Source organism: Rhodopseudomonas telluris (assembly GCF_042432815.1).
GTDB classification, from domain to species: Bacteria; Pseudomonadota; Alphaproteobacteria; order Rhizobiales; family Xanthobacteraceae; genus Rhodopseudomonas; species Rhodopseudomonas telluris.
This window is the reverse complement of sequence record NZ_JBHLWM010000004.1, coordinates 249,702-272,475: the sequence shown is the minus strand read 5'-3', so window position 1 is coordinate 272,475 and position 22,774 is coordinate 249,702. Positions and strand designations below refer to the sequence as shown.

The 22,774-nt window shown below is 65.8% G+C and carries 21 protein-coding genes; 10 read left to right on the top strand and 11 right to left on the bottom strand.

Features of this window, described 5'->3' with window-relative positions; translation table 11 throughout:
- Positions 1 to 29 precede the first annotated feature (29 nt).
- From hemH to ACFFJ6_RS11125, 4 genes are all read right to left on the bottom strand, one after another.
- On the bottom strand, positions 30 to 1,067 hold the full coding sequence (gene hemH / locus ACFFJ6_RS11140) for a ferrochelatase (protein ID WP_378387547.1): 1,038 nt from the start codon (positions 1,065 to 1,067) through the stop codon (positions 30 to 32).
- 173 nt (positions 1,068 to 1,240) lie between these two features.
- On the bottom strand, positions 1,241 to 2,440 hold the full coding sequence (locus tag ACFFJ6_RS11135; RefSeq protein ID WP_378387545.1) for a nickel/cobalt transporter: 1,200 nt from the start codon (positions 2,438 to 2,440) through the stop codon (positions 1,241 to 1,243).
- Between the two features lie 191 nt (positions 2,441 to 2,631).
- Positions 2,632 to 3,264: a DUF1007 family protein gene (locus ACFFJ6_RS11130; RefSeq protein WP_378387543.1), complete on the bottom strand. Its 633-nt coding sequence runs from the start codon at positions 3,262 to 3,264 to the stop codon at positions 2,632 to 2,634.
- A 108-nt stretch (positions 3,265 to 3,372) separates the two neighbouring features.
- Positions 3,373 to 5,463: a M3 family metallopeptidase gene (locus ACFFJ6_RS11125; RefSeq protein ID WP_378387541.1), complete on the bottom strand. Its 2,091-nt coding sequence runs from the start codon at positions 5,461 to 5,463 to the stop codon at positions 3,373 to 3,375.
- A gap of 217 nt (positions 5,464 to 5,680) precedes the next feature.
- On the opposite strand from ACFFJ6_RS11125, the gene ACFFJ6_RS11120 reads away from it, so the two are divergent.
- From ACFFJ6_RS11120 to ACFFJ6_RS11090, 7 genes are all read left to right on the top strand, one after another.
- Positions 5,681 to 5,941, top strand: a complete 261-nt coding sequence (locus ACFFJ6_RS11120) for a hypothetical protein (RefSeq protein ID WP_378387539.1) — start codon at positions 5,681 to 5,683, stop codon at positions 5,939 to 5,941.
- Between the two features lie 753 nt (positions 5,942 to 6,694).
- On the top strand, positions 6,695 to 7,837 hold the full coding sequence (locus ACFFJ6_RS11115) for a type III PLP-dependent enzyme (RefSeq protein WP_378387537.1): 1,143 nt from the start codon (positions 6,695 to 6,697) through the stop codon (positions 7,835 to 7,837).
- A 199-nt stretch (positions 7,838 to 8,036) separates the two neighbouring features.
- A complete protein-coding gene (locus ACFFJ6_RS11110; RefSeq protein ID WP_378387535.1) occupies positions 8,037 to 8,624 on the top strand; it encodes a GNAT family N-acetyltransferase in 588 nt (195 codons plus the stop codon).
- A 10-nt stretch (positions 8,625 to 8,634) separates the two neighbouring features.
- Positions 8,635 to 8,802: a hypothetical protein gene (locus tag ACFFJ6_RS11105; protein WP_378387533.1), complete on the top strand. Its 168-nt coding sequence runs from the start codon at positions 8,635 to 8,637 to the stop codon at positions 8,800 to 8,802.
- Between the two features lie 113 nt (positions 8,803 to 8,915).
- Entirely contained in the window at positions 8,916 to 9,302 is a 387-nt protein-coding gene (locus tag ACFFJ6_RS11100; protein WP_378387531.1) for a RidA family protein, read from the top strand.
- A gap of 262 nt (positions 9,303 to 9,564) precedes the next feature.
- A complete protein-coding gene (rnk, locus tag ACFFJ6_RS11095; RefSeq protein WP_378387529.1) occupies positions 9,565 to 9,969 on the top strand; it encodes a nucleoside diphosphate kinase regulator in 405 nt (134 codons plus the stop codon).
- Between the two features lie 162 nt (positions 9,970 to 10,131).
- Entirely contained in the window at positions 10,132 to 11,562 is a 1,431-nt protein-coding gene (locus ACFFJ6_RS11090) for a homospermidine synthase (protein ID WP_378387527.1), read from the top strand.
- 261 nt (positions 11,563 to 11,823) lie between these two features.
- On the opposite strand, the gene ACFFJ6_RS11085 is transcribed toward ACFFJ6_RS11090, so the two are convergent.
- The 7 genes from ACFFJ6_RS11085 to ACFFJ6_RS11055 all read right to left on the bottom strand — a co-directional run bounded on the left by ACFFJ6_RS11085 (position 11,824) and on the right by ACFFJ6_RS11055 (position 17,809).
- A complete protein-coding gene (locus ACFFJ6_RS11085; RefSeq protein WP_378387525.1) occupies positions 11,824 to 12,195 on the bottom strand; it encodes a single stranded DNA-binding domain-containing protein in 372 nt (123 codons plus the stop codon).
- 105 nt (positions 12,196 to 12,300) lie between these two features.
- Positions 12,301 to 13,023, bottom strand: a complete 723-nt coding sequence (locus ACFFJ6_RS11080) for an MgtC/SapB family protein (RefSeq protein ID WP_378387523.1) — start codon at positions 13,021 to 13,023, stop codon at positions 12,301 to 12,303.
- A 32-nt stretch (positions 13,024 to 13,055) separates the two neighbouring features.
- A complete protein-coding gene (locus ACFFJ6_RS11075; protein WP_378387521.1) occupies positions 13,056 to 14,075 on the bottom strand; it encodes a WD40 repeat domain-containing protein in 1,020 nt (339 codons plus the stop codon).
- A complete protein-coding gene (locus ACFFJ6_RS11070) occupies positions 14,072 to 15,115 on the bottom strand; it encodes a CobW family GTP-binding protein (protein ID WP_378387519.1) in 1,044 nt (347 codons plus the stop codon). Before ACFFJ6_RS11070 ends, ACFFJ6_RS11075 begins: the two co-directional genes overlap by 4 nt.
- A 146-nt stretch (positions 15,116 to 15,261) precedes the next feature.
- Positions 15,262 to 16,170 (bottom strand): metal ABC transporter substrate-binding protein, encoded by a 909-nt coding sequence (locus ACFFJ6_RS11065; protein WP_378387517.1) that lies wholly within the window; start codon positions 16,168 to 16,170, stop codon positions 15,262 to 15,264.
- 4 nt (positions 16,171 to 16,174) lie between these two features.
- Positions 16,175 to 17,047 (bottom strand): metal ABC transporter permease, encoded by an 873-nt coding sequence (locus ACFFJ6_RS11060; protein ID WP_378387514.1) that lies wholly within the window; start codon positions 17,045 to 17,047, stop codon positions 16,175 to 16,177.
- Positions 17,048 to 17,050: 3 nt separating this feature from the next.
- Positions 17,051 to 17,809: a metal ABC transporter ATP-binding protein gene (locus ACFFJ6_RS11055; protein ID WP_378387512.1), complete on the bottom strand. Its 759-nt coding sequence runs from the start codon at positions 17,807 to 17,809 to the stop codon at positions 17,051 to 17,053.
- A 577-nt stretch (positions 17,810 to 18,386) separates the two neighbouring features.
- On the opposite strand from ACFFJ6_RS11055, the gene ACFFJ6_RS11050 reads away from it, so the two are divergent.
- The 3 genes from ACFFJ6_RS11050 to ACFFJ6_RS11040 all read left to right on the top strand — a co-directional run bounded on the left by ACFFJ6_RS11050 (position 18,387) and on the right by ACFFJ6_RS11040 (position 22,708).
- A complete protein-coding gene (locus ACFFJ6_RS11050; RefSeq protein ID WP_378387510.1) occupies positions 18,387 to 19,121 on the top strand; it encodes an outer membrane protein in 735 nt (244 codons plus the stop codon).
- A gap of 235 nt (positions 19,122 to 19,356) precedes the next feature.
- Positions 19,357 to 21,495: a methyl-accepting chemotaxis protein gene (locus ACFFJ6_RS11045; protein ID WP_378387508.1), complete on the top strand. Its 2,139-nt coding sequence runs from the start codon at positions 19,357 to 19,359 to the stop codon at positions 21,493 to 21,495.
- Between the two features lie 148 nt (positions 21,496 to 21,643).
- Positions 21,644 to 22,708 (top strand): MBL fold metallo-hydrolase, encoded by a 1,065-nt coding sequence (locus ACFFJ6_RS11040; RefSeq protein WP_378387506.1) that lies wholly within the window; start codon positions 21,644 to 21,646, stop codon positions 22,706 to 22,708.
- The last annotated feature ends 66 nt before the right edge of the window (positions 22,709 to 22,774 follow it).

Below are 22,774 nucleotides of genomic sequence, written 5' to 3'. Positions count from 1 at the left end.
GGATCGCCTGCGTCAGCGCGGCGCAGCGGTTACAGCCAGCCTTGCAGCTCGCGCATCACCAGCTGATGGATGACGTCGATGCCGTCGTCGCTGTCGTTGAGGCAGGGGATCGCCGAGAATTCCTCGCCGCCATTGTGCATGAAGATCTCGGCGTTCTCCTGCGCGATTTCTTCCAGCGTCTCGAGGCAGTCGGCGGCGAAGCCCGGCATCACCACCGCGAGTTTGCGCACGCCGTCCTTGGCGAGCTTCTCGATGGTCTTGTCGGTGTAGGGCTGCAACCATTGGTCGAAGCCGAAGCGCGACTGGAAGGTCAGTAGCAGTTTCTTGTCGTCGAGCCCCATCCGCTCGCGCAGCGCCTCGACGGTGGCGACGCATTGCGACTGATAGGGGTCGCCCTTCTCGATATAGGCCTGCGGCATGCCGTGGAACGACGCGACGATCATTTCGGGCTCGAACGGCAGCGTCGCGAGGTGCTTGTTGATCGAGTTCGCCAGCGCATCGATATAGGCGACGTCGCGGAAATAGGGCGGCGTCACCCGCAGCGTCGGCTGGGCGCGCAGCTCGCGCAGCACGCGGAACGCCTGGTCGCAGACGGTCGCAGAGGTCGCGGCGGAGTATTGCGGATACAGCGGCACCACCAGCAGGCGCGAGCAGCCCTGACGAACCAGCGCCTCGATCCGGTCACGCATCGACGGGTTGCCGTAGCGCATCGCCCAATCGACCACCAGATGGCTGCGGCCGGTCAGCGAGGCACCCAGCTTCTCGGCCTGCGCGCGCGTGATGGTCTTGAGCGGAGACTCGTTCTTTTCGGTGTTCCAGATCTTCTGATAGTCCTTGGCCTTGCGGGCCGGACGGGTGTTCAGAATGATTCCGTTGAGCGCCAGCTTCCAGAAGATGCCCTGGTTCTCGATCACCCGCGGGTCCGACAGGAACTCGCGCAGATAGATCCGCACGCCCTTGGTGTCGCAGGTGTCGGGCGTGCCGAGATTGACCAGCAGCACGCCGACGCGCTCGGGCTCGGGGGCCGGAACGGGCGCGGGGCCGTGGATGGGAACAATCACCGTCATGATGCTGGTTGGCTTCGCGCTTTGGCCTATCGTTGTCAAGACGACGCAGTGACTTCGCAGTGACCTAACCACCGCGCTGATCGCGCCGCTCCGTAGTTACGAGAAGTCCTACGAACGACAATCGATCCGGTTTTGCTGCAGTCGCTCAATTGCTCGATTTTACGGCTCTGTGGTTAAAGACAGGTCACGCGTTCGGCCGCCACATAACCCAGTAGAAGCCCGATGCCGAACAGCAGCACGAGCCCGGCGGCGCCGAATTCGATGCCGCGCATCACCAGCGCGCCGCCGCCCGCCTGACCGGCCGACAGCCGCTGCGCCAGCCCCTTGGCCGACACCGCGATGGTGGCGATCGTCGCGACCGTGATGGCGGTGCCGAGCCCCATCATGAAGGTCGCGGCGACGCCGGCCCAGAACAGACCCTGCGCCAGCGCGAACACCAGCACCAGGATCGCCCCCGAGCACGGACGGATGCCGACCGTCAGCACCGCGCCGAGCCCGCGCCGCCAGCCGCCGGGGCCGGCGAGTTCCGCCGGCTCCGGGCCGTGCGAATGGCCGCAATGATCGCAGGATTCGCCATGGGCGTGGTGGTGATGATCGTGGCCGTGAGGATCATGATCATGGTGAGCGTGAGCATGACCGTGATCGTCATCGTGGTGATGATCATGACCGTGGGCGTGGCCGTGATCGTGACGATGGTCGTGCCCGGCATGGGCCTGCAGCGCGTGGCTGTGGCCATGGTCATGAGCGTGATCGTGGTGCGCATGGTCGTGGTGGGTGTGGCCCGCATGCGCCAGCGCCGGCGCCGGGGTGAGCGGCAGGCCCGGCCGCCGCATCGTGCCCTGCAGCGCGCGGAAGAAGCCGCCGCCCTTGCTCCACACCAGCCGGGCGCCGAACGCCGCGATCAGGCCATAGCTGGCGATCTCGATGACGCGCTCGGCGCTGCACATCGTCTTCGCGGTGGCGTTGAGCAGCCAGGCGCAGATGCCGACGATCAGCACCGCAACCAGCGCCTGCAGCATCGCCGAAACGAACGACAGCACGATGCCGCGCCGCGCGGTTTCCTCATTGGCGATCATGTAGGACGAGATCACCGCCTTGCCGTGGCCGGGGCCGGCGGCGTGGAAAATGCCGTAGGCGAACGAAATGCCCAGCAGCGTCCAGACCGCGGTGCCGTCCGCCTTGGCGGCCCGGATGGTCGCCGACATCTGCTTGTAGAATGCCGATTGCTGCGCCAGCAGCCAGCCGATCAGGCCGCCGGCCTGCGGCTCGGCCGCGGCCTTGGGCGCGCCGAACGGATTCTGCGCCAGGGCGCTGTGCAGCGCGGCGTCTGCGAAGAGGCCGGCGGCGAGCAGCGCAACGCAGAGCAGCGCCAACGACTGAACCGACCACCCCTCCCGGTCATTGCGAGGAGCACCCGGATCAGCGCGACGCGCTGTCCGGGCACAGGCTCCGCGACGAAGCAACCCAGCGCCGCCCGCGCTGCCCGTGGATCGCTTCGCTGCGCTCGCGATGACGGTAGGGGACCGTTGGGAGCTCAAGCGTCTGATGGCTTTGCTCGATCGCTTCACGGGCACTTGACCTCGATCTTGTTGGCGAACATCGCGCCGTAGTTCGAATTATCGCCGTTCAGGAAGTTGTCCTCGGACATCCGTTGCGCGTTGGCGCTGCCGTCGGTCGGGCGCTCGAATTTCATCGCGCAGCCGGCCGGCGCGCCGGCGAGCTTGACCGGATCCTTGTCGGCGAAGGTGAAGTCGATGAAGTAGGTCGGGTCGAACACTTCGACCGCGAGCTCGGGGCTCTTCACCGGCGTCTTCAGCGGCAGGTAGAAGTGCAGCATCAGCACGCCGTCCTTGTGGGTCAGGTAGTAGTCGACCGGCTCGCCGAACTTCTGCTTCTTGCCGTTCACCTTGGCGAAGGTGAAATACGCGAACTCCTTCAGCGACTCGACATTAGTCTGCGCCAGCGGCGCCAGATCCTCGCGGGTGTAGACGCCTTTCTGCTTGGTCTCGATGCCCTGCAGCGCATAGGTCGAGAACATGTCGTCGAACGCCCAGGCATGCCGCACGCCGGTGAACGAGCCGTCGGGCCCATAAACCAACTCGCTGGTCGCAGTGATCCAGACGTGAGGGTGGGCGTGGGCGGTGGCTTGCCCAATTCCAAAGGCGAGAATGATCGCTATCACCAACCGTCTCGTCATTGCGAGGAGCGAAGCGACGAAGCAATCCAGCGCCGAGCGCGGAGCTGGATTGCTTCGCTTCGCTCGCAATGACGGAGGAGTGCGCTGACCTGACGCGGACAACATCGCCTAAGCGGCCTCCGGCGTGTCGAGCAGGCCGCGGCGGCGCAGCAGCGCGTCGGGCTCCGGGGCGCGGCCGCGGAACGCGATGTAGGCCTCCTCCGGGTCGCGCGAACCGCCAGACGCATAGATGTCGTCGCGCAGCCGCTTGGCGACCTGCGGATCGAAGATGTTGCCGGCTTCCTCGAAGGCGCCGAACGCGTCGGCGTCCATCACTTCGCTCCACATGTAGCTGTAGTAGCCCGAGGCGTAGTGATCGCCGGAGAAGATGTGGCCGAACTGCGTCGGCCGGTGCCGCATCGCGATCTCCTCGGGCATGCCGATCTTGGCGAGCTCGCGCTGTTCGAACGCGCGGACCTCGCCGACGCTCGCGGCCGGCTGGGTGTGGAACTCCAGGTCGAGCAGCGCCGACGACACGAACTCCACCGTGGCAAAGCCCTGGTTGAATTTCCGCGCGGCGATGAAGCGCTTCAGCAGATCGTCGGGCAGCGGCTCGCCGGTCTGGTAGTGGCGGGCGAACTGTTGCAGCACCTGCGGCTGCTCCTGCCAGTGCTCGTAGAGCTGCGACGGCAGCTCTACGAAGTCGGTGAACACGCTGGTGCCCGACAGCGACGGATAGGTGACGTCGCTCAGCATGCCGTGCAGGCCGTGACCGAATTCATGGAACAGCGTGCGGGCATCGTCGGGCGACAGCAGCGACGGCTCGTCGCCCGAGCCCTTGGCGAAGTTGCAGACGTTGATGATCAGCGGCGAGACGTTGCCGTCGAGCTTCTGCTGGTCGCGCAGCGAAGTCATCCAGGCGCCGGAGCGCTTCGACGGCCGGGCGTAATAATCACCATAGAACAGGCCGCGATGGCCGCCGTCGGCGTCCTTCACTTCCCAGACGCGGACGTCGGGGTGCCACACCGGCACGTCCTTGCACTCTTCGAAGGTGACGCCGAACAGCCGCGTCGCGGTGTCGAACGACGCGGCGATCATGTTGTCGAGCGACAGATACGGCTTGATTGCCGCGTCGTCGAAATTGGCGCGGCGCTGCCGCAGCTTCTCGGCGTAATAGCGCCAGTCCCACGGCGCCAGCTTGAAGTTGCCGCCTTCCTCGGCGACCAGCTCCTGCAGCGCGTCGCGGTCGGCGAGCGCGCGGGCGCGCGCCGGCTTCCACACCCGCTCGAGCAGGCCGCGCACCGCCTCGGGAGTCTTGGCCATCGAATCGGCGAGCCGATAGGCCGCGAAGGTCGGATAGCCGAGCAGCTTGGCGCTCTCCTCGCGCAGCTTCAGGATGTCGCCGATCAGCGCGTTGTTGTCGTTGGCGTTGCCGTTGTCGCCGCGGGCGATGAAGGCGCGATACACCTTCTCGCGCAGGTCGCGGCGGCTCGACATCTTCAGGAACGGCTCGACCGAGGAGCGCGACAACGTGATCACCGCCTTGCCGGGCATGCCGCGTTCGTCCGCCGCGGCCTTGGCGGCGGTGACGAAGCTGGCCGGCAGGCCCTCGGTGTCGCCCTCGCCCAGTTCCATGAACCACTCCTGCTCGTCGCCGAGCAGATGGTGGCTGAAATTGGTGCCGAGCTGCGCCAGCTGCTCGTTGATCTGCGCCATGCGCGCCTTGGCGGCGTCGTCGAGACCAGCGCCGGAGCGGTGGAAGCGGGTGTAGGTGCGCTCCAGCAGCCGCTGCTGCTCGGGCGTCAGGTTCAGGTCGTTGCGCTTGTCGCGCAGCGCGGCGATGCGGCCGAACAGCACCGCGTTCATCATGATCGGATTCCAGTGCCGCGCCATCCGCAGCGACACCTCCTTGTCGATCTCCAGCAGCGCCGGATTCGAGTGCGCCGAAACCAGATCGTAGAAAACCGCCGCGACGCGGTTCAGCAGCTTGCCGGAGCGCTCCAGCGCCGTGATGGTGTTGTCGAAGTCGGGCTCGGACGGATCGTGGGTGATGGCGGCGATCTCCGCCGCATGATCCGCAAAGGCCTGCTCGAACGCCGGCATGAAATGCTCCGGCGCGATGGCGGTGAACGGCGGCGTCTCAAATGGCGTGGTCCAGGCATCGAGCAGCGGATTGTCCGCGCGCGGGGCTGCGGCAATCGGTCCGGAAGCTTCAGACATCAAGAAATCCTGCGTTGGCGTCGCGACTTGCGAACATATAGCACCCGGTGGGGCTTTTTTGCGCCATCCGGCCCGACTGGCGCGCGATTATTCATCGCAGTGCCCGGCGCCCCGGTTGAGCGCCCAAGTGCTGACACTTTGGAGGATCATCGCCTTGCGCTTGCCGCGGCGGCCATTTTCGGAGAGATTGCGCGCCGCCCGAGAGGATTTGAGACCGATGAGCAAGACTTCCGCCCCGACCGCCTCCCGCCAGATCGCCTGGCCGAGTGTCGTCACCGTCATCAGCGCCGCGATCCTGATCGGCGCGGAGGTGTTCGGCGCTGCTTTCGCCGGCGGCTGGGCGCTCTCGATCCTGTTCGGGCTCGACACTGTCTCCGAGCATATCCTGCAGGCGGTGCTGTTCATCCTCGGCGTCGTCGTGATGGCCGGCTTCATCCGCAACGCACAGCGCATCGAGCCGTTCTTCAAGCGCTCCTGAGCACGCAGCCGCGCGAAGCCGCCGCTGTTAACTTCATCTTCATTCCTCGGCCGGGAAACTCCGCGCTAAGCGTGAGTTGTGCCTGTGGCACAGCGATTTTCTGAGACTGCGCGCGCGACCACGCGCCTCCGCAAACACCGCCATCTGTTAGTCATCTTGAACAGACGTTCATGTTGAGCCGTGTTGTTCGTGGCTCATTAGCAACGCTGAGCAACGACGTCGGAAAAAACGCCGCGGCGACCAAAAAAATTGTTGCGGACCCGGACTGAAACACCTATCTCCCGTCTTGCCCAATTTCGCACGTGCCTGTGGTCGTGTGTCGATCGGTAGGTATCCGGACAAGAGGCCGGACAGCCGCCAAGGGATGAAGAAGCCGAGGGTCGTTCGATCGTGAGATCAAAGCGGCCAGCATCTCTCTCAAGAGATGCCGTTGAAGGTAACTTCTTCTCTTGCAACCGTGATCGGCAGCCGGAGGCGAACCGGCGCACCCCGCTCTCAACGGGGGACGCGACTTAAAGCAACGACGGAGCGGGCTTTTTTGGTCTCTGCTGGCTTTCCATCAGCCAGCGCGAATACCGAAGAGGCTTGTCCTTCATTGCCAGGCGAGCGGGCGGGATCACTCCCAACCAATCGACGGCAGCACTGTCTACCCGAGCTGATCGCTCGTCGCGCCTCCATCGCGTGACGGCGCCGCAGTCGTCGGGCCGACGTCACTGTTGAACGCGTCCGTCGCTGGGCGTTTGGGAGAGTGCCATGACCGAACGTATTCGGGAATTTCTGCGCGACCGTCGCACCCAGGGTCTCGATGTCGAGCCGTGCCTGGTCGTCGATCTCGACGTCGTGCGCGACAACTTCACCAGCTTCGCCCGGGCGCTGCCGGACAGCCGCGTGTTCTACGCCATCAAGGCGAACCCGGCGCCGGAAGTGCTGTCGCTGCTGGCCTCGCTCGGCTCGTGCTTCGACTGCGCCTCGGTGCAGGAGATCCAGATGGCGCTGGCCGCGGGCGCGACCCCGGACCGCATCTCCTTCGGCAACACCATCAAGAAGGAGCGTGACATCGCGCGCGCCTACGAGCTCGGCATTCGCCTGTTCTCGGTCGACTGCACCCCCGAGGTGGAGAAGATCGCGCGCTCGGCGCCCGGCTCGAAGGTGTTCTGCCGCATCCTGTACGATTGCGCCGGCGCCGAGTGGCCGCTGTCGCGCAAGTTCGGCTGCGATCCGGAGATGGCGGTGGACGTGCTCGACAACGCCAAGCGTCTCGGCCTGGAAGCCTATGGCATCTCGTTCCATGTCGGCTCGCAGCAGCGCAAGGTGAAGGCGTGGGACCGTGCGCTGGCGATGGCCGCGCAGGTGTTCCGCGACTGCGCCGAGCGCGGCATCACGCTCTCGATGGTCAACATGGGTGGTGGCTTCCCGACCAAGTATCTGAAGGAAGTCCCGCCGGTGGTGCAGTACGGCCGCTCGATCTTCCGGGCGCTGCGCAAGCACTTCGGCAACCAGATCCCGGAGACCATCATCGAGCCGGGCCGCGGCATGGTCGGCAATGCCGGCGTGATCGAGACCGAAGTCGTGCTGATCTCGAAGAAGAGCGACGAGGACGACGTGCGCTGGGTCTATCTCGACATCGGCAAGTTCGGCGGCCTCGCCGAGACGATGGACGAGTCGATCCGCTACGCCATCAAGTCGCGCCACGACGGCGCCGAGATGACGCCCTGCGTGCTCGCCGGCCCGACCTGCGATTCGGCCGACGTGCTGTACGAGAAGATGCCGTACCCGCTGCCGGTGACGCTCGAGATCGGCGACAAGCTGCTGATCGAAGGCACCGGAGCGTATACGTCGACCTACTCGTCGGTGGCCTTCAACGGCTTCCCGCCGCTGCGGACCTACCACATCTGAGGACCGATCCTCCGCGCCGCGGAGGTCGGATACCAGGGTGAGTCGGCGACTCGTGTCGTCCTCACCCGGCTCTCTCCCGCGAGCGGGAGAGGGAGCAGAAGAATTGAGGCCGGCTTGCCGGCCTCTCCCTGTCACATCGCTGTTTGCTGACAACATGCTGCCGGCGCGGTTCGCCGGACAGCGTGGGGATCGACGTGCCATGACGAACGCACTCGCCACCTTGACTGCCTTGGACGTCGCAGCCGTTCCGTTCGCGATCCGTGCGGAAAAGAGCTCCGACATTGCTGCGCGTGAGCGCCTGTTGGATGCGTGCTTCGGCGAAGGCCGACATGCGCGCACCTGCCAGCGTTTGCGTGATGGACGCGCGCCCGCGGAAGGCCTCGCCTTCTCCGCGGTCCGCCAAGGCCGCCTGGTCGGCACCGTTCGGCTCTGGCATGTCGACGCAGGGGGCCGGGCCGCACTCGTGCTCGGCCCCCTCGCCGTCGATCCGTCGTGCCGCGAATTCGGCGTCGGCGGCGCGCTGATGCGCGCGGCGCTGGCGGAGGCTGCCGCGCGCGGCCACGGCGCGGTGATCCTGCTCGGCGACGCGCCGTACTACGTGCGGTTCGGCTTCACGACTAATAAGATGGGCGCTCTGGCGCTGCCGGGTCCGTTCGAACGCGACCGCCTGCTCGGGCTCGAGCTGCGGGAGGGCGCGCTCGATGGCGCGGCCGGCCTGATCGTCGCCACCGGCGCGGTTGCCAAGCCGGCGCGCGCCGAGCGGGCGCGTCTTCGTCGCGCCGCCTAAGGAGGGTCCAATGCGTTTTCTGCGTTTCCCACGCCCGACCCATCGCGTCTTCGCACCGCGCGATCCGGCCAAGCGGCCGCGCGTCACGGTGCTGGTGCTCACCGTGTTCGTGCTCAAGATCGCCGTCGATGCCTGGCGCCGGCGTCGGACCCGTGGGGCCGAGACAAGCGCAGCCTAACCCAATCGTATGTCAGGGCTGAGACAGTCTCGGCTCTGATTGGCTTGGCCTTGATTTGCCGGACCAGACGCGGCATTGGCTGCCGATCTCCCCTCAGTTCCAGGATTGTTTCGATGTCGCGTCGCCTGATTTCCACCGGATCGCCGTTCGAGAAGACCGCGGGCTACAGCCGCGCCGTGGTCGATGGCGATTTCGTCTTCGTCTCCGGCACCACCGGCTACGACTACTCCACCATGACGCTGCCCGAGGACGTCACGTCGCAGACCCGCAACTGCTTCAAGACGATCGGCGCCGCGCTCAAGGAAGCCGGCTTCGCGATGGAAGACATCGTGCGCGCCACCTACTACATCACCGACCCGAAGGACGCCGACGCGGTGTTCGCGGTGTGCGGCGAGAACCTCGCCGAGATCCGGCCGGCCGCGACGATCGTGGCGGTCGCGGGCCTGTACAAGCCCGAAATGAAGATCGAAATCGAAGTCACCGCCAAGCGCCGCAGCTAAGCCACGCTACTTGTTCGATAATCGGCTCCCCGTTGACTTTGCGGCGGGGAGCCCCCAGGTTTCCTGAACCATGACGAATTTGCCCCGCAACCGTTTGACGCTGCGCGCTGGTCGCCTTCAAGCAGGAAGGTGACCCGGACGCGCGTGCGCGCGATCCGGGCAACTGCAATTTCGTCGCTCTCTCCAATCCCATCGCATTCGTTTTGACACCATCCCGAGATGCCGGCGCTCGCGCGTCCGGCATGACAGGAGCCGTAAAATCATGATCCAGTCACTTGCCCATCGGCGCCCGCCGATCACACTGCGCAATCGCGACGCCGAGCGCCTCGGCCAGCTCGCCGAAGTCGCCGCGCAGCGCCATCCCGCGACCGCCGATTTTCTCGCCGGCGAAGTCGCGCGCGCCAAGGTTGCGCCGGACAGCGCGCCGCTTCCCGGCGTTGTCTGCATGGACTCCGAGCTGACCTTCCGGGACGACTCGACCGGCAAGGAGAAGCACGTCACGCTGGTCTATCCGCCGGAGGCCGACGTCGAGGCTGGCCGCATTTCGGTATTGACCCCGATCGGAGCCGCGCTTATCGGCCTCTCCGTCGGGCAGTCGATCACTTTCGAAACCCCGTCGGGCGAGCGGCGCTCGCTCACGGTGCTGAGCGTGTCCGAACCGAACTGACTGCACGAATAGCTGCTGCAAGAGCCGACTGCTGCCCGAGGTGACATCCGAATTTCACCCCGCCGTCGTATTCCCTTACCGAGCTGACTGCCAATCGCGGCGGTCTCCTGCCGACCTACCCGTCAACCCCTTCCTCAACCCTTGCCCCGGAGTTCATCCCTGATGTCGTCCACTTCGAAGATCCACGCCAAGATCACCGGCCCTATCGTCATGATCGGCTTCGGCTCGATCGGCAAAGGCACCCTGCCGCTGATCGAACGGCACTTCGAGTACGACAAGACGCGGTTCGTGATCATCGATCCGCACGAGGACGGCGAACTCGCCAAGAAGCACGGCGTGCGCTTCATCAAGCAGGGCGTCACCAGGGACAACTACCGCGAGCTGCTGATCCCGCTGCTGACCGAAGGCGGCGGCCAGGGCTTCTGCGTCAACCTGTCGGTCGACACCTCGTCGGTGGACATCATGACGATGTGCCGTGAGATCGGCGCGCTCTACATCGACACCGTGGTCGAGCCGTGGGCCGGCTTCTACTTCGACAAGAGCGCCGGCCCGGAGAAGCGCACCAACTACGCGCTGCGCGAAACGCTGCTCGCCGCCAAGGCGAAGAACCCGGGCGGCACCACCGCGGTCTCCACCTGCGGCGCCAACCCCGGCATGGTGTCGTGGTTCGTCAAGCAGGCGCTGGTCGATATCGCGCGCGACACCGGCACCGAATTCAACGAGCCGAAGAGCCGCGACGGCTGGGCGCAGCTCGCCCACAAGCTCGGCGTCAAGGGCATCCACATCGCCGAGCGCGACACTCAGCGCGCCAAGACGCCGAAGCCGATGAACGTGTTCGTCAACACCTGGTCGGTCGAGGGCTTCGTCTCCGAGGGCCTGCAGCCGGCCGAACTCGGCTGGGGCACGCACGAGACCTGGATGCCGGACAACGGCCGCACCCACACCGAGGGCTGCGGCGCGGCGATCTATCTGCTGCAGCCCGGCGCCAACACCCGCGTCCGCACCTGGTGCCCGACGCCGGGCGCGCAATACGGCTTCCTCGTGACTCATAACGAGTCGATCTCGATCGCCGATTACTTCACGGTGCGGGACGGCCAGAACGTGGTGTACCGCCCGACCTGCCACTACGCCTATCACCCGGCCAACGACGCCGTGCTGTCGCTGCACGAGATGTTCGGCGCCACCGGCAAGATGCAGCCGAAGTGGCATATCCTCGACGAGAACGAGATCGTCGACGGCATCGACGAACTCGGCGTGCTGGTCTACGGCCACGCCAAGAACGCCTACTGGTACGGCTCGCAGCTCTCGATCGAAGAGACCCGCGAGGTCTGCCCGTATCAGAACGCCACCGGCATGCAGGTGTCGTCGGCGGTGCTGGCCGGCATGGTGTGGGCGCTGGAGAATCCCGAAGCCGGCATCGTCGAGGCCGACGAGATGGACTACAAGCGCTGCCTCGAAGTGCAGATGCCGTATCTCGGCCCGGTCAAGGGCTACTACACCGACTGGACCCCGCTGACCGACCGCCCCGGCCTGTTCCCGGAGGACATCGACACCAGCGACCCGTGGCAGTTCCGCAACGTGCTGGTGCGCTGAAGCGCCTCCCCGACCGCTACGCGCTCCCTCTCCCGCTTGCGGGAGAGGGCTGGGGTGAGGGCGACGCGGGCACTGACTCAGCGACTCGTTGATAGGAGTGCCCTCCCGGGATCGCTGCGCGATCCGGCCTCTCCGGCAAAGCGGAGAGGTTACGCGGTGCCTCGGGCGAGGCTGGGTGCCATCTCATCAGCGCCAAAAAAAAGCCGGGCTCGCAATGCGAGCCCGGTGAGGTGGTATTCGGTCGTTTCTTGGTGCCGGCGATTAGCCGCCCTTCGGTTGAATGGGTTCGCCGACCTTCTCGGGCGGTGCCGGCGGCAGCGCCGGCTTGGCGCCGGACTGCACGGCGTCCGCATCGGGGCGTGCGGGCTGCGGCGCGATGTCGTGGGGGCGGGATTCCGACTTGTTGGTTTCGGCCGACGGTGCCGCCGGCTTGCTGTCGGCCCCCGGAGTCGATTGCGGGGGCTGCGGAGTCGCCTGCGCGAATTGCTGGGGCGCCGACTGGACCAACGGAAGCCGACCGCTCCGGTCGAGCTGCGTCAGCGCCATTCCGGAGATGGCGACGCCGGCCACGATCAGCGCTCCGGCGAGCAGCAGATCCCGCTTCAAACCGCTTTGTTTCTCGATCTGGGTCATTGTCCTCATCCCTTGCACGGGAGGACAACCGGAGCGGCGGGGCATCGTTCCGGGTTCCTCGACCGCAGACCGGGAACCAGCGGCCGCATTTAGCGACAAAGTGAATCAATCTTTAGTGCTGGTTTCCCAGCTGGCGTGATCGACATCCGGGCGGCGCTCGAGATCGGCCACGACCGCGTCGAGTTCGTCCGGCTCCACTGCGGTGGAGACCAGCGTCGCGACGATCTCGACCTTGTCGTCGCCGTGTTCCACGGCTTCGACCTCGACATCGGCGACCGGATAGTCGGCCTGTTCGAGGCGTTCCTCGAGCTCGTCACGCAGCCTGTCGGCCGCGGCGCTGCCGGCGGTGAGCCGCACCGAATAGGTCGCCTCCGAGGTGCGCTCGTCGAACGGGATGCGGTTGATGGCGTTCACCAGCGGCCGCAACAGCGTGTTGCCGGCGATCACGAACACCGTCACGGCGACCGCCTGTGCGGCAAGATCGGCGCCGGCGCAGGCGCCGACCGCGGCCGAACTCCACAACGTCGCGGCGGTGTTGAGACCGCGGACGTTCATGCCTTCCTTCATGATCACACCGGCGCCGAGAAAGCCGATGCCCGACACCACATAGGCGATCACCCGGACCGCGCCGTCAGCGCCGGCCAGATGCATCGCGAGATCGACGAAGGCGGCGGCGCCGACCGCCACCAGCACATTGGTCCGCAGCCCTGCGGCGCGCGTCCGATACTGGCGTTCGGCACCGATCAGCATGCCGAGCACGAAAGCGACGGCGAGGCTGAACAGCGTGTCGAAGAAGTCGGTCGTCTGGAAGGTCGCGAGGAAGCGCATGAGAACCGCCGGTCTTTGGAACCGGCTTTCTCTTACAGCGGAAGAATGCCCGCCGCACCCTCTTCGTCGGCAAAAGCCAGCAGCGTGCCCTTGGCGTTCCAGGCGAGCGCCGAGATCGGCGCGGTGCCGTTGCGGCGGACCAGGATCTCGGCGCCGTCAGTGAGCCGCACCATCAGCACCGTGCCGTCGGCGTAGCCGCTGGCCATGATGTCGTTCCTGGGATGACACGCCACCATGCTGACGCGCGCCTGCAGCGGCGCCAGCATCGCCGGCTCCTTGCCCATCGGCCCGTCCTTGCTGGCGAACGGCCAGACGATCACCGCATCGGCGCCAGCCGTCGCGAGGCCCTTGCCGCCCGTCGTCCAGGCCATCGAGCGCACGCGGCCCGGATAGCCGGTCATCCGCATGTGGCGCGAATCGGCGAGCCGCCAGCCGTGCAGCGCCGGCTCGTGCATCGCGGTGACCAGGAAACGGTTGTCCGGACTGAACATCACGCCGAGATGCGAGCCGGCCCATTCGAGGAATTCGGCATTCGCCGCCATGTTGGGAAACCACAGCGTCACGCCGTTGTAATGCGCGATCGCCAGCCGCATGCCCTTGGGCGCAAAGGCGAGACCGCCGACGGTCGAGGGCACCTCGAAGAACTTCTCTTCGGCCTTGGGCGCGCGGACGTAAGCGACCTTGCCGACCGACCACGCGACCGCGCCGTCCGGATGCAGCGCGACATTGTCGACCCAGCGCCGCTTGGCGTCGGTGGCCAGCACCTCCGTCTTGCCGGAGGCATCGAGCTGCATCACCTTGCCGTCGTCGCCGCCGCTGATCAGGCGCTTGCCGTCGGTCACCGCGCTCAGCACCGCGCCGCCGTGCAGCGCGACCGTGGAGGTCTCACCGCTCAGCGTCGCCAGCGTGGCGTTCTCCTCGGCGCCGACGAACACCGCGGTGTCGCCCAGGAAATGCGCAGCCGTTACGGCGCCGCCGGTCGCAACTTCCACCACGCGATCGGTGACGGAGGCGATCGAGGCAGCCTCGCCCGAAGCCTCGAACCCGCTCATTGCACGATGCACTTGGCGAAGCCGTCGCGGATCGCCTGTTCGGGCAAATCGCGACCGATGAACACGACGCGGCTCTCGCGCGGCTCGCCCTCCTTCCACGGACGCTGATGATCGCCTTCGAGCATCATGTGCACGCCCTGGAACACGTAGCGGTCGTCGTCGCCCGCGAAGGCGAGGATGCCCTTGGAGCGCAGGATCTTGCCGCCCTCGGTCTGCACCAGCTGCTGCAGCCAGGGCATGAATTTCGACGGGTCGAGCGGCTTGTCGCTCTTCAGCGACAGCGATTGCATGTCCTCGTCGTGATAGTGCTTCAGGCCGTGGCCATGGTCGTGGTGATGATGGCCGTGACCGTGGTCGTGATCATGATGATCGTGATCGTCGGCCTCGAGGAATTCCGGCTCGATTTCGAGAATGCGGTCGAGATCGAACGCGCCGCGCTCCAGCACGTCGGCGAGCGCCACCTGGCAGCGCTCGGTCCGGTGCAGCTTGGCGTAGGGATTGATCGCGCGGATCCGGGCTTCGACCTCGGCGAGTTCGGCCGGGGAGACGAGATCGGTCTTGTTGAGCACGATGACGTCCGCGAAGGCGATCTGGTTCTTGGCCTCGGGCGCGTCCTTGAGACGGTCGCTCAGCCATTTCGAATCGGCGACGGTCACCACCGCGTCGAGCCGCGAGCTCGCCATCACGTCCTCGTCGACGAAGAAGGTCTGCGCCACCGGCGCCGGATCGGCGAGGCCGGTGGTCTCGACGATGATCGCGTCGAACTTGCCCTTGCGCTTCATCAGGCCGCCGAGGATGCGGACCAGGTCGCCGCGCACCGTGCAGCAGACGCAGCCATTGTTCATCTCGAACACTTCTTCGTCGGCGCCGATGATCAGATCGTTGTCGATGCCGATCTCGCCGAACTCGTTGACGATCACCGCGTACTTCTTGCCGTGGTTCTCCGACAGGATGCGGTTGAGCAGCGTCGTCTTGCCGGCGCCGAGATAGCCGGTGAGCACGGTGACGGGGATCTTCGAGGAAGCGGACGTCGTCGACATCAGGCAGGCACTCCAGCGCGAGGCCCAGACCCGAGGCGCACACGGCTGCGCGCATTGTCACGGGACGAGGCCGGAAACGGGGGCCGCCATCCGCAGCGACGCCCGCCGGGCGGCGGACCTCGCGGGATCGGGCGGGACGAGCCCGCCTAGCCGGCGAGGGCGCTCGTCAGCGTCCTTATATTGTGCCTGACCATGTCAATGTAAGTGGGGGCGTCGCCGTTTTCGGCCGTCAGGCTGTCGGAATACAGCGTGCCGCCGATCTTGGCGCCGGTCTCGGCGGCGATCCGCTGGATCAGCCGCGGGTCGCTGATGTTCTCCAGGAATACGGCCGGGATCTTGGACGCGCGGATCTGCTTGATGATCCGGGCGACGTCGCGGGCGCTGACCTCGGATTCGGTCGAGACGCCCTGCGGCGCGATGAAGGTGATGCCATAGGCGTCGGCGAAATAGCCGAACGCGTCGTGGGTCGAGATCACCTTGCGGGCCGTGGGCGGAATCTTCGCCACCTGCTCGCGAACGTCGCGGTCGAGCGCGTCGAGCTTGGCCAGATAGGCCTCTGTGTTGGCGCGATAGCTCGCCTCACCGGCCGGATCTGCCGCGATCAGCGCATCGCGGATGTTCGCCACATAGATCCTGGCGTTCGGTACCGACTGCCAGGCGTGCGGATCGGTGTGTTCGTCGTCACCGTGGCTGTGGCCATGGGCCTCGCCGTCCTTGTCGGCCTCGCGGGTCTTGATGCCCTTGGTGACGGTGACGATCGTCGCCTTGCCGCCCGACGACTGCACCAGCCGCGGCAGCCAGCCTTCGAGGCCGAGTCCGTTCACCACCACCAGCTTGGCGTCGGCGATCTGCTTGGCGTCGCGGGGCGACGGCGTGTAGACATGGACGTCGCCGGTCGGCCCGACCAGCGTGGTCACCGCGACCCGGTCGCCGCCGACGCTGCGGACGAAATCCCCGAGAATCGAGAAGCTCGCCACCACGCCGATGCGCTCCTGCGCACCGGCGGGCAGCGCCGCGGCCAGCAGCGAAAGAACGACGACGGCAATTCGGATCATGGCATCAGGCCTCGAGGTGGCGGCCGGTGAACAGCTTGTGCACCACGCCGCCGTTCCGGCCGAACAGCAGCGAGGCGAGATACAGCAGCGCCGCGATCAGGATGATCGCCGGCCCCGACGGCACGCGGGTGAGAAACGACAGCACCAGCCCGGCATAGCCGGACAGCATGGCGCTGCCGACCGCGACCATCATCATGCCGGTGATGTCGCGCGCCCAGAATTTGGCGATGCCGGCCGGCAGAATCATCAAACCCACCGCCAGCAGCGTGCCGAGAGCGTGGAAGCCGTTGACGAGGTTGATCACCACCAGCGCCATGAAGGCGAGATGCGCCGGCGCGCCGGCGCGGCTCACGGTGCGCAGAAACAGCGGATCGACGCATTCGATCACCAGCGGCCGATAGATCACCGCGAGCACGATCAGCGTCAGCGTGGCGTTGAAGGCGATCACCAGCAGGGTGCGATCGTCCATCGCCAGGATGTTGCCGAACAGCACGTGCAGCAGATCGATATTGGTCCCCTTCATCGACACGATGGTGACGCCGAGCGCCAGCGACACCAGATAGAACGCCGCCAGCGAGGCGTCCTCCTTCAGCTCGGTGACGCGCGACACGACGCCGGCGAGAATCGCCACCGCGAAGCCGGCGATCAGTCCGCCGAACGTCATGGCGAACAGATTGAGGCCCGACAGCAGAAAGCCAATCGCCGCGCCGGGCAGGATCGCATGCGCCATCGCGTCGCCGACAAGGCTCATCCGCCGCAGCATCAGAAACACGCCGATCGGCGCGCCGCCGAGCGACAGCGCGATCACGCCGGCAAGCGCCCGGCGCATGAATTCGAATTCGGTGAAGGGCGCAATCAGCGTCTGATAAGCCAGCATCGATCAGGCTGCCCGCGATGGCGACACGTCGGCGGTGCAGGCGGCAGCGCCGTCGTCGAACGCCTCGCACATCCGCCGCGCTTCGGCCTGGTTGGCGGCGGTCAGCACCTCGTCGGTCCGGCCCCACGCCACCGCGGTGCGGGCCAGCAGCAGCGTGTCGGGAAAACTGGCGCGAACCAGATCCATATCGTGCAGAGCGGCAATCACCGTGCGGCCCTCGGCGTGCCAGCGTCCGACCAGCCCCACCAGATCGTCGATCGTGCGCGCATCGACGGCGTTGAACGGCTCGTCCAGCACGATCACGCGCGCATCCTGCAGCAGCACCCGCGCAAACAGCATGCGCTGGGTCTGACCGCCGGACAGCGTGCCGATGTTGCGATTCTCGAAGCCCGACAAGCCGACGGCGCCGAGCGCCTGCACGATCTTCGATCGCGCCGCTTTGCCGAGGCCGCCGAACGCCCCGCTGGTGCGCCACAGGCCGGTGCCGACGAAATCGAACACCGAGATCGGGAAGCTGCGGTCGATGTCGGCCGATTGCGGCAGATAGGCAATGTCCCGGACATCCAGGCCGCCGCGATCGATCGAGCCGGACAGCGGCTTGAGGATGCCGACGATGCCCCTGAACAACGTGGATTTTCCCGCCCCGTTGGGGCCAACCACCGCCAGCAGCGCCCCGCCCGGGACCTCGCCGCTCAGATGGTGGACGGCGGGATGGCGGTCGTAGCCCAATGTGACATTATTAAAACGGAGCTGCGCGGCCACAGGTCACCTCATCGCCAGCAGGACGATCGCCCACAACACGGCGCTCACGGCGACCGCGGCCGCCAAACGCGTGGCCAGCGTCATCCGCAGAATCGACCACGGTGGCGTTTGCCCAGGATGCGGCAAATTGGCGCCATGAACGTGCATGTGGACAGACTTTGCCGCCGCTGAGGGCGGCAAATCGGGGTTTGAAACGTCCATTTTCGACCGTTTGCGTGCGAGGCCTGTCGGCCTCTCTGTTACACTATAACAGCAAAATGCACAGGCTGATCAACCGGCCCGGTATTTGAGGAATGAGACGGCCTCGTGGACTAGTTCCCTATGCCTTAACCATGTGCATTTAGAAAAAAATGGCCAAAAATGCACTGCCGGTAGGCAATTTTTCGGGAACCCGATTAAGGCAGATTTAAGGTTTCTTTTAGGTTCCATTAAGCAAGAAAAATTGTTGAAACTCATGCGGTTAGTTCAACCCCCACTGTTGCCTCTTGGTGACAGCATTTTGCGCAGGACCGCGCTAATCCTGATGCAGATGGTGACGACACACGTCGCCTCTGTTGAAGACTCCTGGAGAACCACAATGAAAAAGATCCTTCTCGGCACCGTCGCGCTGGTCGCCCTCGGCGCGGCTCCGGCTCTCGCCGCCGACCTCGCGGCTCGCCCCTACACCAAGGCCCCGGCCTATGCGCCGCCGGCCCCGATCTACAACTGGACCGGCTTCTACATCGGCGGTCACATCGGTGGTGCGTTCGCCGGCGACAACAGCATCGGCACTGGCGTCACCGCCAGCAACAACGGCAAGTTCCTCGGCGGTGTGCAGGCCGGTTACGACTGGCAGTTCGCCCCGAACTGGGTGCTCGGTGTTGAAGGCCAGTACTCCTGGCTGAGCGGCACCAACCAGTCGGTTAGCTTCGCCGGCTTCAACGGCGTCGTTCCCGGCACCTACACCTACGCCGACAACCAGCGCGGCCTGGCTTCGGTCACCGGCCGTCTCGGTTACACCTGGGGTCCGGCGCTGCTCTACGTCAAGGGCGGTTGGGCCTACGCCGACTACACCTCGAGCCTGACCTTCGCTGCCGTTGGCGGCGGTGCTGTCGGCGTCGCGGTGGACAGCAAGACCGACGGTTACACCGTTGGTGGCGGTCTCGAATACCTGTTCGCTCCGAACTGGTCGGGCAAGATCGAGTACCAGTACTACGACTTCGGCAACGTCACCCTCGCTCCGGGCTTCACCGCCAAGAACGACGAGCACGTTGTCAAGGCCGGCCTGAACTACCGCTTCAACTGGGGTGGCCCGGTCGTCGCCAAGTACTGATCTCTTCTGAGATTACCCTCTCGGGGGTTGAGAAGGGCCGGCCTCGCGCCGGCCCTTTTTATTTGGCCAAACACGTAGCAGCCGGTACGTGCTTGCCGAAAACCTAGGATTTTCCCGAGCAAATTGTTCAAAACGACACGCCCAAAATCGCACAAAAATTAACGCCCTACCCCGATAGTGCACTCAGCCTGGTCACACACCGGCACAGATAGAGTGGAAGCGTTTGGGGGCGGGAATGTTTGGACGACAAGGAAAGGGCGCGCGTGGGCGCGTTCGAATGCCGCAATTCGGAATCCGCGGCAGTCTGTTCGCAGCCTTTGCGGTGATCGCCGGCATGGCGATCCTGATCAGCGCCGGCGCCGGCGTCAGCCTGCGGAGCCTCGGCATCACGATGTCGGACCTGAGCGGCCGTGACATCCCGAAGCTGACCGCGAGCCTGCAACTCGCAACCGAAAGTGAGCGACTGGCCAGCCTGGCGCCGATGCTGCTGGTGTCGGCCACGCCCGACCAGCTCAAGGAGCGCTCCGCGCAGATGAAGCAGGCGCAGGGCGTCGCTTCCGAAAAACTCGCCGAACTCACCAATTATGGGTCCGACAAGGCCGTGGTCGCGGCGATGTCGGAAACCCTGCGCAACATCGCGGACACGATTCGCAGCCTCGGCGCGGCCGCCCAGGAGCGGCTCGATCTCGCCCAGACTCACAACAAGGTCTACGACGCCCTGCGCAAGTCGCACGACGAGTTCATCGCGGTCGCCAATCCGGCGATGCTGAACGCGCAGACCCAGATGAACGCGGTGCTGTCCTCGGCCAACCTGTCGCAGGACGACGCCACCGAGGCCGGCCAGCGAATCGAGCAGCTCGGCAACGTGATCGCGCTCAGCAATCTCGCCGCCTCCAACCTGATGGCTGCGCTCTCGGCCCGCGACGCCGACGCGATCGAGCCGGTGGAAACCTCGTTCAAGGAGGCGAGCCAGCAGGTCCGCGCCAACCTCGACGCGCTTCCAGCCGGCGAAACCACCGCGGCCATCAAGACGGCGGCGCAGAAGCTGCTGGCGCTGGGCGAAGGCAAAACCAGCATCTTCAAGATGCGCCAGAAGGAGCTCGACGCCAGCGACTACGGCGACCTGATCCTCGACGAGACCCGCAAACTGAATATCGGCCTCGGCATCAGCGTGAGGCAGCTGGTCGACAATGTCCGCACCGCCACGACCGATGCGGCGGCGGAAGCCCAGCAGCAGATCACGCTGTCGACGCAGATCATGATCGGCCTCGGCGCGCTGACGCTGATCGGCTCGGCGATGTTCGTGTGGCTCTATGTCGGCCGCAGCATCCTGCGCCGGATCGGCGGCCTGCAGCGCTCGATGCAGTCGCTGTCCGCCGGCAATCTCGACACCGCGATCGACCGCGGCAACCGCCGCGACGAGATCGCCGTGATGGCCGAATCGCTCGAAGTGTTCCGCGACAACATGATCCAGGCGCGGACGTTGAGCGAGGAGCAGGACAAGGATCGCGTCGCCAAGGCCGAGCGCACCGCCCGGATCGAAGCCCGGATCGCCGAATTCGAGGCCGCAGTGCGGGCCGCGATGGCGAAACTCGAAGCCTCGACCAATGCGATGCAGCAGACCGCCGAGAGCATGGCGACCACCGCCGAGCGCTCCAGCGCGATGATCACCGCGGTCGCCTCCGCGGCCGAGGAGACTTCGGTCAACGTCCAGACCGTCGCCTCCGGGACCGATCAGCTCACCTCGTCGATCAACGAGATCAGCCGTCAGGTGACCACCTCGGCCGAGATCGCCAACCGCGCGGTGCAGGAGGCCGGCGCCACCGACGCCACGATGCAGGGTCTGGCCGAAAATGCCGAGCGAATCAGCGCGGTGATCGACCTGATCCAGAGCATCGCGTCGCAGACCAACCTGCTGGCGCTGAACGCCACCATCGAGGCGGCACGCGCCGGCGATGCCGGCCGCGGCTTCGCCGTCGTCGCCGCGGAGGTCAAGGATCTGGCCAGCCAGACCGCCAAGGCGACCGAGGAAATCCGCGCCCAGATCGTCGATATGCAGGGCGTCACCACCACGGCGGTCGGGGCGATCCGCAACATCAGCCAGACCATCACCTCGATCAACGAGGTGACCACCGCAATCACCGCCGCGGTCGAGCAGCAAGGCGCCGCAACCCGCGAGATCGCGCGCAACATCCAGCAGGCCGCCGGCGGAACCACCGAGGTCTCCGGCAATATCGTGGGCGTCAGCGCGGCCTCGACCCAGGCCGGCTCGACCGCCTCCGAGGTGCTGGCGGCGTCCGGCGCGCTGCGGGAGGAAGCCGGCCTGCTGCGCGGCGAGATCGACACCTTCCTGGCCAGCATCCGCGCGGCCTGATCGACGACGCATGAACTTAAAGCCGGCGGCCCCGTGCCGCCGGCTTTTTTCATGTGGCGGTCGTCGATCCAGGCAGGTGGCTCCTGCGGTTTTTCGGCTGGCGCCTGCGGGCTTGCCCGGTTAAGCCGGGTGTGGGAGCCTGCGCCAAATGCATAAGAAAAACGACGCCCTCGACCACTCACACGACGACCTGCGCTTTCCGCTGGAAAGCCATCCCGGCCCGGACCAGGCCATCGAGATCGCGCCCGGCGTGCTGTGGCTGCGGCTGAACCTGCCGTTCCGGCTCAACCACGTGAACATCTACTTGCTGGCCGACGGCGACGGGTGGGCGATGGTCGACACCGGCTTCGGCAACGACGCCACGATCGAAGCCTGGGAGACGCTGTTCGCCGGCGCGCTGCAGGGCTTCCGGATCAGCCGCGTGATCGTCACACACGCCCATCCCGATCACGTCGGCATGGCCGGCTGGATCGTCCAGCGCTTTCGCTGTCCCTTTTATATGTCGCAGATCGAGTATCTGCAGGGCGTCTACCACCAGAACCGGCGCACCGAAGAGCGCGTTGTCAATTCGCGCGAATTTTTTCAGCGCCACGGCATGGACGAGGCGATCACCGCGCAGCTGCTCGGCCGCGGCCAGGACTATCTGAAAAAGACGGTGCCGCTGCCTGCCGCGTATCGACGCCTCAGCGCCGGCGACGACATCCGGATCGGCGCGCGCACGTTTCGCGTGCTTACCGGCGCCGGACATTCGCCCGATCAGGTGATGCTGTATTGCGCTGCGGAAAAATTGTTCCTGTCCGCCGATCAGGTGCTCAGCAAGATCTCGCCGAATGTCAGCGTCTGGGCGCACGAGCCGGAGGAAAACGCGCTCGGCTCCTACCTGAAATCGCTCGCAGCATTGACGGCGGTGTTACCCGACGACGTGCTGGTACTTCCGGGCCATGGCCTGCCGTTTTATGGCGCCAAGACCCGCATCAAGCAGCTCGCTGATCATCACCAGGAACGCTGCGGCGTCATTGCCGACGCTTGTCGCGATGCACCAAAAACCTCGGCGCAGCTCGTCCCGGTGGTGTTCCACAAGCACGTGCTGGATCCGCATCAGACCGGCTTCGCAGCCGGCGAGCTGATCGCGCATGTCAACTACATGCTGGCGGAAGGCCGACTGACGCTGGTCGACAGCGGCGACGGCGTGCTGAGGTTCAAGAGCAGTTAACGCCTGTCCGAATGATTCCGGACAAATCACCTCCTGCTGCAATTCATTGATCTTCATCAAGCTTTG